Origin of the sequence: Mucilaginibacter daejeonensis (assembly GCF_020783335.1) — a bacterium.
GTDB classification, from domain to species: Bacteria; Bacteroidota; Bacteroidia; order Sphingobacteriales; family Sphingobacteriaceae; genus Mucilaginibacter; species Mucilaginibacter daejeonensis.
Genome location: NZ_CP086068.1, coordinates 2,421,105 through 2,435,396, shown reverse-complemented (window position 1 = coordinate 2,435,396; position 14,292 = coordinate 2,421,105). Strand labels below are relative to the sequence as shown.

The following is a 14,292-nucleotide window of genomic DNA, read 5'->3' as shown; positions in this document are numbered from 1 at the left end:
TCATGAAACGAATTCTTGTTCTCTTAATAGCCGGGATCGCTATACTTAGCGGGTCCTGTAAAAAGATGCTGGATGAAACGCCATATTCCGTTGTATCTACCGGAAACTTCTACAAGACCGCCAGCGATGCCGAACTGGCCATTACCGGTGTGTACGACGTGTTAAATACGCCCAGCGTACAAGGTTTGGGTAACCAGGCACTTTGGGGCAGGGGTATGCATTATATGACCAACCTTGGTGTGGATGATCTGACCCAGGATATCCGTAATACCGCTGGTGTGCCGGAGTTGCTGCCTTTCAATAACTACACTTATACTGCGGAGAACCCATTGATATGGTACTCGTACTTTAGCTTATACGCAGGTATAAACCGTGCCAACTTCATTATTGAAAAGGTACCCTCTATATCTATGAACACCACCAGGCGTGCGCAGATCGTGGGCGAGGCACAATACCTAAGGGGAATGTTCTATGCCTACTTAGGCTGGCTTTGGGGTGGTGTACCATTGATCACCGGCACCGTTCCTGACATCTCATCTCCAAGGGCTTCCTTACAGCAAGTGCTACAGCAGGTAGAAGCAGATCTGAAAGCTGCTTATGCGGTGTTACCTGCCCGCGCCACCCTTGCCGGACGCGTCAATAAGTATACTGCAGCGGGTTTTTTAGCCAAACTTTTTATATACGAAGCTTCATGCAAACAGAACAACGTAGGGCAGTCGCCCAATTTTCCATTGAACAGTTTTGATTGGGTGAACGTGAACGATGCTTATGCCCAGGCGTTGAACTATTGTAAGGATATCTACGATAATAGTGGCTACAGAATGATCAGGCCATTCAACTATTTGTTCCTATCATCTACCGAAAAGGCAGCTCGCGATGAGAATATGATGATCGTACAAGCCGGGCCTAATGGTAATCAGGAGTATATCCTTTTTTCGCAACTGTCCGGCCCGAGGGGTAATTACCGTACCAACTCGGGTACCAATGGCTTTTTGCGCCCGGTAAGGGAAGCCTATACTAAACTGAACGCCAATGATGGTCGCATCAATTCTTACAGCGGTTATCTCAATACCACGACCAACTTTGTGATCATCGAGAATTATAAATATTACACACCCGATCCTGTTCTGGCCAACCTGAGTAACTTATGTAATAACAAGTGGCGCGAAGATGACCCCACCGCCAAGACCGCCAGAGGTATCGCGATCTACGGCGGTGAAGCTGATTTCGCCATCCTTCGCTTTGCCGACATCGTTTTGACCTATGCAGAAGCCCGTTTTCAAACCGGTGATGAAGTTGGTGCAAGGGCATTGCTTCGCGAGGTGAGGCTTAGGGCATGCGGGGATGATGTGACTAAAGTAAGTGCGATCACCACAGCATATTTGAAGGCGAATTTCATGGATGAGTTGCTCGACGAGCGTGAACGCGAACTATCCGCGGAAGGTTGGAGAAGATTTGACCTGATCAGAACAGGTAGGATCGCCTCTGTGGTGAACAGCTTAAGCACCAGCATTATGTTCACCGGCCAGGATCCTGTGTCGATCAAACAGAACTTTCAACCTTACAAGATCTGGTACCCGATCCCAAGCAGGGACCTGTCTACCAACACCAACCTGATACAAAATCCAGGTTACTAAGCTCAACCATACATAAACCTATATATTGATCAGGCCGGGCGACGGGCGCTTATTGCGCGGTCGAGGGGTGCTTATTGCCCGGCCTTTTTTAATGATGCTCCTTTTAAAGCTGTAAGATCTACAGCAAGCGATACTCTTATGAAAAGATCAGTTTTTATTATCTACTGTTTGTGTATAGGTACGATAGCTTATGCTCAAAGGCCAACACTGGTTAGCTATGTGAACCCTTTTATTGGAACGGGCGGAACCGGGCATACCTTTCCGGGAGCCACGGTGCCCAATGGAATGGTGCAGTTAAGCCCCGAAACGGGCTATGCAGGCTGGGAATATTGCGCCGGTTACCGGCATGAGGATAGCACCATTCTCGGCTTTTCGCACACCCACCTGAGCGGCACGGGTGCTTTAGATCTGGGCGATATCCTGCTCATGCCATTTATTGGTCAAGTGAAGCCTCAGGAGTATTATAAAAGTACTTTCACACACCAGGAAGAAAAAGCAAGCCCAGGCTATTACTCGGTACAACTCAAAACCTTTGGTGTTAAGGCCGAACTTACAGCGGCGGCCCATGTGGGTGTGCATCGTTATACGTTCCCAGCTGGTCAGCAGGCCAATGTATTGCTCGATCTGCGTCACGGGCTCGTAGGTGGATCACCGGGTAGGCTGGACGCTCACGTGGCAGAGAGCAACTTCAAGATGGAAAGCCGCAATACGCTGTCGGGTTACACCATTACCGATGGCTGGGCCGGGCGCAAGCACGTGTACTTTGTGATGCAGCTTGATCAGCCTTTCCGCAACTATACCTGGGTGTCTGATCCGGCAGCCAAACGTAATCAGCGGGTAGTATTACACTTCAATAAGCTTGCTGGCTCGCAGTTGCAGGTCAAGGTAGGCATATCCAGCGTGAGCATTGAGAATGCACGCCAAAACCTGAACGCAGAGGCTAAAGGTCTGGGCTTTGACCAGGTGCATCAGCATGCGCAGCGGCAATGGGAGCAGGAGCTTTCGCGGGTCAACATTGAGGGTTCGAGAACGCAGCAGCAGATATTCTACACAGCCTTGTATCATGCCTTGATAGCGCCTAATAACATGGCCGATGTGAACGGTCAATATCGCGGCGCCGACAATAAAGTTTATACATCAAAGGCAAAGGCCTATTATTCCACCCTTTCATTGTGGGATACCTTTAGGGCGCTGGATCCGCTGTATACCATCCTGTATCCGCAAAAGACCAACGGTATCGTGGCCAGCATGATCGACCATTATAGAGTAGTTGGTTACCTGCCCATCTGGACCTTGTGGGGGCATGAGAATTTTTGCATGATCGGTAACCATGCCGTGCCTGTGATCGCCGATGCCTATCTGAAAGGCATCCGCAATTATGACACAGCAAAGGCTTATGAGGCTATACGGACCAGTTTAACGGTCAATCACCGCAATTCGAACTGGGACCATTACAACAGATACGGTTATCTGCCATCGGATCTGTACAAGGTAGAAGCTGTGTCGACCACGCTCGAGAACGGCGTGGATGATTGGAGCGCTGCTCAGATGGCCAAGGCCATGGGCAAAACAGCAGACCAGCAAATGTTCGCTAAACGGTCCGGTTTCTATCACAACCTTTTTGACCGATCCACCGATCTGATGCGAGGTAAAAAGAGTGACGGAACGTGGGTCACACCTTTCGACCCATTCAAGATCTCGCATGCCTCCACCTCAGGGGGCGATTACACCGAAGGCAATGCCTGGCACTACACCTGGCACGTGATGCAGGATGTCGACGGCCTGATAAAATTGATGGGTGGCAAGGCGAGGTTCATTGCTAAGCTGGACAGCCTGTTCACGCTCGAATCAAAAGTATATGGCGATGGCGCCACTGTGGATGTCAGCGGGCTGATCGGTCAATACGTTCAGGGGAACGAGCCAAGTCACCACGTTGCCTATCTATACACACTGGCTGGTGCTCCGCATAAGGCGCAGGAGAAGATCAATACCATTGTGAACACGCTTTACAGTAACAAGGCCGATGGCCTGAGCGGCAACGACGACTGCGGGCAAATGAGTGCCTGGTACATTTTCAGCACATTGGGCTTTTACCCGGTAAACCCGGCTTCAGGGCAATATGTGTTCGGTGTGCCGGCCTTTAAAAAAGCCACCCTGAGGGTAGGGGATAGGTCATTTACCGTAGTAGCCAATAACCTGAGCGAGCGTAACCGGTATATAGAAAGTATCAAGCTTAACGGTAAACGCTACACACTTCCTTACATCAGCCATGCCGATATCATGGAAGGCGGACAACTCACCTTTGAAATGACCGATCGCCCTACTCTTAACTAACCGATCAATAACATCGTCCATCAAACGCATGAAGAATATTTTTAAAATAACAGTTGTTGTCGCGTGTTCAATAGTGCTCTGCTCATTTATAATGATGAAGCCTAAGCGGCTATTCCTTTTGGGCGATAGCATTTCGCTTCAATATGGCACTGATCTGCAAAAGTTTTTAGGGAACGACTATGTGATCGAACGCAAGACGGGCGATTCCTTGGCATTCGTTAACCTTGATCTTCCGGTAGGTTCTAACGGGGGCGACTCCCGTATGGTGCTCAAATACCTGCGTACCAGGGTAAATGATCCCTCGTTTGACCCAGACCTTTTTGTACTCAATTGTGGTTTGCACGACGTGAAAAAAGATCCGAAGACCGGTAGACCTGCTGTAGAAGAAAAAGATTATCGGAGTAACCTTGAGCAAATTTACACCCTGATCAATCAAAAGAAGATCCCGATGATCTGGATCAGGACCACCGGCATCATTGATTCCATCCACCGCCGGAACAAAGGGTTTAACCGATTTAATAAAGACATTAAGCGATACAATGAGATCGCCGATGAGGTGTTCACGGCACGTAAAGTACCCGAGATAGACCTTTACACCTTCACCGAGGCCCAGGGAAACGACCGTTTTGTTGACCACGCCCACTACACACCAGCTATCCGCAAACTACAGGCTGCCTATATAGCCGGCTCTATTGAACTATGGAAGCAAAAGGTTGAACCCGCTATTAAATAATACCATGAAACGAACTACTTATCATACAATATCCAGGCGTATACTACAGCTTTCGGCACCTACCGACCGCAAGCGTGTGATGCATCAGATCAAGCTTTTCACCATTATCGCATTGCTTACGTTGAGCTACCGTGCACAGGCACAAGGCGACAAGCATTATGAAATAACTTCACCTGATCACAAGCTATCTGTCAAGATCGATGCCGGTGAGCGATTGCTTTGGTCGGTCAAACATGATGGCACCACGGTCATTGAACCTTCGGCCATTGATCTGCAACTGCAAGGTCAGCTTTTGGGTAGCCGGGTAAAAGTGTCACGCGCTACAAAGACCGATGTGAACAAGGTGATCGATACCAAGCTCTACAAAAAAAGAATTGTGAACGATCACCATCAGGAATTGGTACTCGACTGCAAAGGCGGCTACCAGGTGCAATTCAGGGCTTATGATCAGGGTGTTGCCTACCGCTTCGTGCTTGATCAAAAAGGCCTGGTGACGGTGTTGTCTGAACGGTCATCGTACGTATTCGCGGATGATCCCCAGGCAATCATCCCTTTCATCGATCCTAAACGTAGTGCTGGTGATAAGTACCAAACCTCGTTCGAAAATACCTATACCCGCGTGGCATTAAGTTCAATGAAGAAGGATTCGCTGGCCTTTTTACCCTTATTGGTCGAACTGGCTGATGGCAAAAAAGCGGTGATCACTGAAGCCGATCTGGAGGAATATCCGGGCATGTACCTTAAAAGAAGCGAAACACCTAACTCGCTTACCTCTGAAATGGCTCCATACCCTCAAACAGAGAAGCGCGGCGGATATAACAATGTACAGTCGGTGATCACAAGCCGGGAGCGATTTATCGCCAAGATCAGCGGCAAGCGAAACTTGCCGTGGCGTGTCATCGCCGTAAGCGCGCAAGACAAGGACCTGTTGAACAATGATCTGGTGTATGAGTTGGCCTCACCGTCACGTGTATCCAACATAGGCTGGATAAAACCCGGCAAGGTGGCCTGGGATTGGTGGAACGATTGGAATATCTCGAAGGTGGATTTCAGGGCCGGTATCAATACCACTACTTATAAGTACTACATTGATTTTGCCGCTGCTAATAAATTAGAATACATTATGCTTGATGAGGGATGGTCAGAGAAAGCGGACATTATGAAAGTGATCCCCGACCTGAACCTGCAAGAGATCATTGACTACGGACGAAGCAAGAATGTAGGCGTTTGGCTATGGACGGGCATGTACACCGTGAACGAGAAAATGGATGAGGCTTATGGTCACTATGCCAAAATGGGTATCAAAGGTTTTAAGATAGACTTTATCAACAGGGATGATCAAAAGATGGTGGGCTTCTATTATCGTGCCGCCAAAAAGGCCGCTGAGCATCAATTACTGGTCGATTTTCATGGAGCGTATAAACCCACCGGCTTGAACCGTACTTATCCCAATGTGCTTAATTTCGAAGGTGTGTTCGGAATCGAAAGCTTTAAAGCACTACGTAAGGAAGTGGACTTTCCGGGCTACGAGACCTTGGTGCCATATATCAGGATGCTGGCAGGTCCGCTGGATCATACACCTGGCGCCATGCGTAACGCTACCAAAAAGCAATACTTTACGTCGTACAGCATGCCGATGAGCCAAGGTACCCGCTGCCACCAGATCGCGCTATACATCACTTACGAGGCCCCGCTTAATATGATGTCTGACAATCCGACGGTTTACATGAAAGAACAGGAGTCGACCGACTTTATCGCCGCCGTTCCAACGGTTTTTGATGAGACCATACCGCTTGGCGGCAAGGTAGGCGAGTACACTGTGGTGGCACGCCGTAAGGGTAGCACCTGGTTCGTTGCGGCGCTCAATAATTGGACGGCACGTGATATCGAGGTGGACCTCTCGCCGTTAGGCAGATCAGCTTTCACCGCAGTGATCATGCAAGACGGTATCAATGCCGACCGTGACGCTACCGACTATAAAAAACAGACCATCACTATAAACCCAGGCAGCAAGATCAAGGTAAGCCTGGCACCGGGCGGCGGTTGGGCCGCGCGTTTAAATGCTATAGTTAAATGATCATTTTATTCCATAATATGAAAAAGAACCAATTATCTCTAAGCTTGCTGTTGGCAGGCCTGTGTTTTATCCTTTTTTCGTTCATCAAGGCCGATAAGCCCACCGTTTACCTGGTAGGCGATTCTACCGTGGCAGGCGGATGGGGCAAGTTCATTGCCCAATATTTTGATACCACCAAGGTAAGCATTCAAAACAGGGCCGTATCAGGTACCAGTAGCCGTACTTTTTATACAGGTGTATTTCACGACCCTATTGTAGCCAAAAAAGGCATGTGGAAACCTTTGGTAGCGCAACTAAAACGTGGCGATGTGGTGTTTATTCAGTTCGGCCATAACGATGATAGCCCTGTAAATGATACGCTGCGGGCAAGAGGCAGCTTGAGAGGGATAGGCAATGATTCGATCACGGTGCATAACCACTTTACCCGATCACCTGAAGTGGTGCACACGTATGGTTGGTACCTGAGCCGCATGGTGGATGAAGCCAAAAGTAAAGGTGCTACAGAAGTGGTGTGTTCGCCTGTGCCCAAGAACGTTTGGAAAGATGGCAAGATGGGCAGGGTTAGCGACACTTACGGCAAATGGAGCAAGGAAATAGCTGATAGCAAAAAGGCATTGTTCCTGGACCTGAATAATATACTAGCCGACAGGTATGAGAAAGAAGGCCAGGACGCCTCCAACAAATATTTCATCGCCGATCGTGTACATCCCACTACCGAAGGAGCAATGGCAGGAGCATCGGTCGTGATCGACTACATTAGGAATAATAGCGGGCTAAAGATCAGGGAGTATCTTAAATAACATTTGTCCATAGGTATTTTAAACATCTCACATGAAAATAAATGTAAAACGCTTGGCGGCTATGGTAGCGCTTACGGTGGCAGCATTTACCGCGTCAGCTAAAGATCTTTTGATCACCGACTATGGCGCCAAGGCCGATGGCCGGACAGATAATACTGCGTCCATACAAAAAGCGATCGATGAATGCAGCACTAAAGGTGGCGGCAAAGTAATAGTGCCCGGCGGCGAGTTCTTATCAAGAGGACTCTCACTGCGCAATAACGTGAACCTCCACCTTTATGCCGGAGCCAAGATCAGCGCTATTGCCAATGGGGCCAAATACCCGAGTTTGGTATTTGCGGACGAGGTACAGAACGTATCGGTGACCGGTCAGGGGACGCTTTTCGGTAACGGTGGCAAGTTCCCCATCGGGGAGGAAGCCGCTGGTCGCCCGTACATCCTGTATTTCAAGAATTGCAAAAATGTATTGGTAGAGGATGTTCATCTGTTGCATTCAGCCGCTTGGACGTTGCGCCTGTTCGGTAGCGAGCATGTGATGGTGAGAGGCGTGTCCATCTACTCGCATGCTAACTTTAACAACGATGGTATCGATATAGATGGTAAGGACATCATTATCACAGGTTGTAACATCGACTCGGGTGATGATGCCATTTGCCTGAAAAACGAGGACCCCAGCAAACGAGTCACCGAGAATATATCCATCACTAACTGTATCGCTGCATCTAATTGTAACCTGATCAAAATGGGCACCGGTTCGATCGGTGGCTTCAAAAATATCTCGATCAGTAATTGCACTTTACGCCGAGCAACAGAATCACCATTTCATAAATGGGCCGAAAAAGCTGATCACTTCATTGACCAGGAAATTACCGGAATATCCGGCATCGCCCTTGAGGTCGTAGATGGCGGCGCTTTGGACCAGGTGACCATATCCAACATCACCATGACAGGTGTGCAAACGCCTATACTGATGCGGTTGGGTAGTCGTAAAAATCCTACCGGCAGCTTCAGGAACGTCATCATCTCTAACATTACTGCCACCTGCCATAGCCGCATGTCGAGCATGATCGCTGGGGTGGAAGGTTTCGATGTGCAGAACGTGACCTTACGGGATATTATGGTCAACAGTGTTGGTGGCGGTACCCGCCAGGACGCTGACCGCAAAGTGCCTGAGAAGGACCAGGAATACCCGGAGAACCGCATGTTCGGCTGGACCTTGCCCGCATCAGGGCTATTTATACGCCATGCCAGCAACATCCATATCGATAATTTCCAGGTCAGGTTGGCTAACCCGGACGTTCGCCCAGCCTTATATCTCGATGATGTAAAGCAACTCAAGGCGACCAATATCAAGGTTGATGGTAATTACATTACCGACAGATCAGTGTACAAGGCCAACGCGGTCAATTGTTCCATAAATCCATAAAAATGCAGGTTATTGTAGCAAATTTCTGGATAAGAACGGTCGGCTTATTTGTGAGGGGTCTCGATGTTCTTTTGGACACCCTTAAGACCACTCCAGGTGGTGCTGGTCGGTTCGCTCAGTATCGGGGCATAGCAAATAGATTTATTTAAACATTCATCACATGGCGAACTATACACTTAAAATAATGGGCATGGTCATGCTGCTGCTATGCCTGTTGAATAGCGTTTTCGCGCAGGAGACGATCAGTATCACGGCCTTTGGCGCTAACCCTAATACGTACACGGATGCTACACCCGCACTGAGCCGTGCATTAAGTTATTGCCGTGGGAAGACCAACGTGACCATCCAGTTCCCTAAAGGACGTTATGATCTTTATCCTCGTGAGGGACAGGGCAGTTCTTCCACCATTGGCATGAACCTGTTCAAGCAAAACGGTACCACGATAGATGGCGGTGACTCAGAATTCATCTTCCATGGTAACATGCAGATCGCCAATGTTGATTCGAGTAATAACGTCACGTTGCGCAATTTTTCGGTGGATTGGGATCGCCCGTTCACGTCGCAGGGCCAGATAGCCGCCGTTACTGATACTTGTATCGATGTTAAGATAGACCGGAGCGCCTATCCCTACCAAATAGAAAGCGATACGATCAAATTTACGGGCGAAGGCTGGAAATACCCGGTATCGAAAATGTACGGAACGCTGTATGACAAAGTGACCAAAGAAGTGGTATATAACACTTGGGATGCTCCGCTGGGCGATATCTTTCAAAGCAAGGCTGAGCAATTGCCGGGAGGAATGGTGAGGTTCCATGGCAAAACCAACTTTAAGCCGGAAGTGGGCACTTATGTGGCCTTATACCATATTCGTTATGGTACGGTAGGCATATACATCAAAAACAGCAAGAACGTACTCTTACAGGATATGAAGATCTATTATGCGCTGGGTTTCGGCATCAGGGCCGAGCGTACTGAGAACTTGACCATGAAGAACGCCTCCATATGTGTGAACGATCAGAAGGGCAGGGTGTTCAGTTGTACTGCCGATGCCACCAACTTTGTGAATTGTAAAGGCGTGATCAAGGTCGATAACTGTGCGCATACCGGCCAAGGTGATGATTTTATCAACCTTCACGGGCGCAATATGGCTATCCTTAAGGTCATTGATCAGAATACCATGTTGCTTAAAGATTCCCGTTTGACCACCGCGGGCGACAGCGTCTGGTTCATCAATAAGGCTACTGCACAGCGGAGTGTGCCTCATGTGGTCGGTTCGATCAAAAAGGACAAAGATGGCAGTGTGCTCACGTTCACGACTTCTGTACCCACCAACATCAGCGGCGGCGATTTTATGGAAAATAAGACCTGGACCGCTGGGCTGGAACTTCGAAATTGTAAGATCTTGAAAAGGAACCGCGCCCGGGGGATATTGGTGACCACCCCAAAACGTGTAGTGATCGAGAACAATTATTTCCGTACCGCTGGCACGGCCATACTTATTGAGGGAGATCTTAGCTTTTGGTTCGAATCAGGAGCGACAACTAACGTCCAGATCAGGAATAACCTATTTGACAACTGCCTTACCTCGGGCAATAAGCATGGGAACCGTGGCGAGTGGGGGGAGGCTGTGATCAGTATCACCCCATCGCACCAACCGCAAAATGATAAGAGCGAACCCTATCATCAAAACATCCACATCGTTAACAATCAATTCAAAGTATTTGATGCGCCATTAGTGAGAGCGGTCTCTGTACGAGGACTGCGTTTTGATAACAACCGCATCAGCAAGACCGATAAATATCGACCGTACACTTGGCAACGATCAGCATTGCTATTGGATGGTTGCCGCGAGGTGGAAATAATGGGCAACAAGATCGATGAGAAGTACACCACTCGAGACGTGGCGATAACTCACATGCAAAATTTAGATGTGACCATATCTGATGGGCTATTTAAGTTGAACCTGAATGTTAGCCGATGATAATGGGCGTCCAGTTGAAACTAATTTGCTATAAATATTCTGGCTTGACCAGTAGTGCCGTTGATCCTTTATTGAAGGTCAGATGCCACGCCAAATCCTACAGGCTAGCTTTGTTGAGGTACCAATGTATAGACTATCGGTTGTTGAATAACTTCATCTTGAAAAGAAAGATATCTTGAATAGATGCAACTGATAACTAGTTATTAATGCTAACATCTGCCGGTCAAGGTGTAAAAAAAGCAAAGATCCATGTACTATTTGGCAACTGCTTAAGCATTTCATAGCCAGTCTAATACTTACGACGAGATCAGATGCTGCCTCCTAAACTCTGATGGAGTGCTGTTATATTTAGATTTAAACACTGTAGAAAAATAATTAGGATTAGAAAAGCCGATCTCGTAAGTGATCTCGGCTATTGATTTGTTGCTATTGGTCAGTAAGTATTTAGCTCGTTTGAGTCTACGGTTAAGGATATAATCCGCCACGCTACAGCCTAGAAGCGCTTTAACCTTTCGGTAAAGTTGCACCCGCGAAATGCTGAGCAAGCTACATATCTCTTCGACGTCAAAGTTTTCGTTGCCTAGATTTTGTTCAACAATGCCTAAAAAATCGTTAACAAATTTATGGTCAAGCGTTTTGGCAATAGGTGCCTTTTCGCTTGATTCATTATCACTTGTAAAACGCTCTTTCAGTTTCATCCGGTTCTTAATTAAACCTTGCATGGTGGCCAGCAAATAACCGATATCAAATGGCTTGGTAAGATATGCATCTGCCATCGCATGTATGCCCGAAATTTGTTGTTCTAAGCTGTTCTGTGCGGTAAGCAAAATGACAGGAATATGTGACGTGCGGAAGTCTGATTTTAATCTTTCACAAAGCCCCTTGCCTGATAATTCCGGTAAAACCACGTCAGAAATGATCAGGTCGGGTACCCGCTCGATAGCCGATTGCAGAGCCGATATGCCGTTCGCCGCTTTATAAATTTCAAAATGTTCACTCAGTTTCTCTTCCAGATAGTGTAACAGATCGGGGTTATCTTCGACAATGAGTACAGAGTATTCCTTGGGCTTGCTTAGTACATCCCCTTTAGCAACGTCGGGAAGCTGATCCAGATCTGCCGTATATGTTCTTGATCTTTCTGCTACATCCGGTAAAACAGGGGTTTGGTGTAGCAATTGGCTATCCGAAAAATGGGCATGACCCAACGGTAGCGATACTGTGAAGGTGCTGCCCCTCCACTTCTCACTTTTTACCTCGATCGTTCCATGATGAAGGGTAACGATCTGTTTGGTTAGGGTTAATCCTATACCTGAACCTAAAATAGGCGCATGGTCGGCCTGGTAAAACTGGTCAAACACCTGCTCGGCATCTTCCCTGCTCATGCCTAAGCCATTATCCTGCACTTCTATCAGAACGGCTTTGTCCTGATCCTTGCGTATATTGATTCTTACGGTCCCCTTTTGGTTACTGAATTTGAGTGCATTGGCAATGAGGTTAAAAAATACCTTATCCAGCATCAGTGGATCAAACCAGCTTTTGATCACTTTAGCTTCGTTGGTCACGATCATATTGACGTTAAGTTTTTGTGCATGATGCCTGAAACTGTCGGTAATTTTCCGTGCAAAGCCTACTATGTCGTTTTCGGAGACCTTAACCTTTTGGTTATCGTATTCCAATTTACGGTAATCAAGTAACTGATTTACCAGGCCAAGTAGCCTGAAGGCATTTTGCTGTATGACCTTCAGCGATCTGTTTTCTGATCCATGTTTTCCATCATCTTTTAACATTTCGTCGAGCGGCGAAAGGATCAAAGTTAAAGGCGTACGGAACTCATGAGAAATGTTGGTGAAAAAATTGAACTTAGCCTCGTTCGCTGCATCGGCTTTGGCCGACATTTCTACCAACTGGTTACGTTGGGCCAGTATCTCTTGATTTTTAGCCTCAAGGCTGCGATTGGCCTTACGGTTTTCAATAAGCGAGAAAAAGGCTAGCCCTCCAAAAACGATGGCCAGCACCAGCGTGATCACTATAATATTCATTATGATCTTCTGGTTGTTGTAAACGATTCTTTGTTCCTGTAGCAAGCTGCGCTGGCTCTCAATATCATGCTGCTGGCTGTTGATACGGTTCCATTGCAGTTTCATTAGTTGTACATTGGCCGAGTCGATCGCCAAGGATTGCATGATATTTAGCTTGTTGAACGGCTCATTGTTAAGTATATGAAAAGCAGTTTCGATAGCCTCTTTGCCGCCTGTAGGGTAAAGCAAACTCGCATTCAATACACCATCCGATACCATTTGCAATCCGCCACCCTGGCCGGGCAAGGCATCCACACCAACGATCTTGATAGGCCTGTGCGGGGCAAGCTGGTTTAAAAATGCTCGTGCACCTGCTGCCATTACATCATTGTGCGCAAAAATGTAATTAACGTCCTTAAGCTGATCTTTTACTTTGTCCAACTGGCTGATGGCAACACTGCGCAGCCAGTTGCCGTGTACCTTCACTTTCAGTTTGACGTTCGCTTTCCCGGCAATACCATCCATAAACCCACGCTCGCGTTCCATTGCCGGAGATGAGCCTGCCAAGCCTGTGATCTCTGCAAGATCAATAGGGCTGTCAGATAAGGAAGCTATGTATTCACCCGCTATTTTGCCTACTTGGTAATTATCGGCTCCAACGTAGGCTGTGTATTGTTGCGTCGATGTTTTACGGTCGAGCACAACAACCGGTATACCACTATTGTATACCTTTTCAACGACAGGCGTAAGCGGCTCAGCTTCGTTAGGAGAGATGATCAAAATATCTACCCCTTCCTTCAACATCTCGTTCACTTGCTCGATCTGTCTGTTGTTGTCGCCATCGGCATCCTTATAAATAAACTTTGCTCCGGGATGCAGAGACAACTCCATCTTCATTTCCTGCAGCATGGTTTGTCTCCACATATCAGAACCGATGCATTGCGAAAAACCGATCCTATATTCATGATCCTTTTTCCCGTGGCCGCATCCTGTGAGCAATAGCAATAAAAGCGAACATAAAGCGGAGCAAAAGCTCAGCCCTCTGAAAGTGCCTGAATACATAATTGGTGGTTTAAATATAGTTGGTTTATAAGCAGGCAGCAGAGTCCTGTTACTCAAAACTAAGCAAACAGATATTAAATACAAAGCTCTGCCCATGAGTACCTGTAAAGTAGCTGCTGTTTTTGGTACGTATCCGTAGATTGACGGAACGATTTTGAAGAAGAATATAAATTTAAATCGGTTGAAACGTGATTAAATGATTGAATTTTAGATGTTTGCGAATA

The 14,292-nt window shown here is 47.4% G+C and carries 8 protein-coding genes; 7 read left to right on the top strand and 1 reads right to left on the bottom strand.

What is annotated here, in order from left to right:
- Positions 1-2: 2 nt before the first annotated feature.
- The 7 genes from LLH06_RS10210 to LLH06_RS10180 all read left to right on the top strand — a co-directional run bounded on the left by LLH06_RS10210 (position 3) and on the right by LLH06_RS10180 (position 10,988).
- The gene (locus tag LLH06_RS10210; protein ID WP_228169187.1) at positions 3-1,637 is read left to right on the top strand and encodes a RagB/SusD family nutrient uptake outer membrane protein; all 1,635 of its coding nucleotides are present in this window, start codon (positions 3-5) and stop codon (positions 1,635-1,637) included.
- A 138-nt stretch (positions 1,638-1,775) separates the two neighbouring features.
- Positions 1,776-3,971: a GH92 family glycosyl hydrolase gene (locus LLH06_RS10205; RefSeq protein ID WP_228169186.1), complete on the top strand. Its 2,196-nt coding sequence runs from the start codon at positions 1,776-1,778 to the stop codon at positions 3,969-3,971.
- 91 nt (positions 3,972-4,062) lie between these two features.
- Positions 4,063-4,704, top strand: coding sequence for an SGNH/GDSL hydrolase family protein (locus tag LLH06_RS10200; RefSeq protein WP_228169185.1), 642 nt, complete (start codon positions 4,063-4,065; stop codon positions 4,702-4,704).
- 4 nt (positions 4,705-4,708) lie between these two features.
- Positions 4,709-6,781, top strand: coding sequence for a glycoside hydrolase family 97 protein (locus LLH06_RS10195; RefSeq protein ID WP_228169184.1), 2,073 nt, complete (start codon positions 4,709-4,711; stop codon positions 6,779-6,781).
- Between the two features lie 17 nt (positions 6,782-6,798).
- Entirely contained in the window at positions 6,799-7,581 is a 783-nt protein-coding gene (locus LLH06_RS10190; protein ID WP_228169183.1) for a rhamnogalacturonan acetylesterase, read from the top strand.
- Positions 7,582-7,612: 31 nt separating this feature from the next.
- Positions 7,613-9,007, top strand: a complete 1,395-nt coding sequence (locus LLH06_RS10185; RefSeq protein ID WP_228169182.1) for a glycoside hydrolase family 28 protein — start codon at positions 7,613-7,615, stop codon at positions 9,005-9,007.
- A gap of 160 nt (positions 9,008-9,167) precedes the next feature.
- Positions 9,168-10,988: a right-handed parallel beta-helix repeat-containing protein gene (locus LLH06_RS10180; RefSeq protein WP_228169181.1), complete on the top strand. Its 1,821-nt coding sequence runs from the start codon at positions 9,168-9,170 to the stop codon at positions 10,986-10,988.
- Positions 10,989-11,284: 296 nt separating this feature from the next.
- Here the strand turns inward: LLH06_RS10180 and LLH06_RS10175 are convergent, their stop codons facing one another.
- Positions 11,285-14,068 (bottom strand): hybrid sensor histidine kinase/response regulator transcription factor, encoded by a 2,784-nt coding sequence (locus tag LLH06_RS10175; RefSeq protein ID WP_394800275.1) that lies wholly within the window; start codon positions 14,066-14,068, stop codon positions 11,285-11,287.
- Positions 14,069-14,292 lie beyond the last annotated feature (224 nt).

Coding starts and splice junctions, on each gene's coding strand:
- LLH06_RS10210 (WP_228169187.1), top strand. CDS start 3: ATGAAACGAATTCTTGTTCTCTTAATAGCCGGGATCGCTATACTTAGC.
- LLH06_RS10205 (WP_228169186.1), top strand. CDS start 1,776: ATGAAAAGATCAGTTTTTATTATCTACTGTTTGTGTATAGGTACGATA.
- LLH06_RS10200 (WP_228169185.1), top strand. CDS start 4,063: ATGATGAAGCCTAAGCGGCTATTCCTTTTGGGCGATAGCATTTCGCTT.
- LLH06_RS10195 (WP_228169184.1), top strand. CDS start 4,709: ATGAAACGAACTACTTATCATACAATATCCAGGCGTATACTACAGCTT.
- LLH06_RS10190 (WP_228169183.1), top strand. CDS start 6,799: ATGAAAAAGAACCAATTATCTCTAAGCTTGCTGTTGGCAGGCCTGTGT.
- LLH06_RS10185 (WP_228169182.1), top strand. CDS start 7,613: ATGAAAATAAATGTAAAACGCTTGGCGGCTATGGTAGCGCTTACGGTG.
- LLH06_RS10180 (WP_228169181.1), top strand. CDS start 9,168: ATGGCGAACTATACACTTAAAATAATGGGCATGGTCATGCTGCTGCTA.
- LLH06_RS10175 (WP_394800275.1), bottom strand. CDS start 14,068: ATGTATTCAGGCACTTTCAGAGGGCTGAGCTTTTGCTCCGCTTTATGT.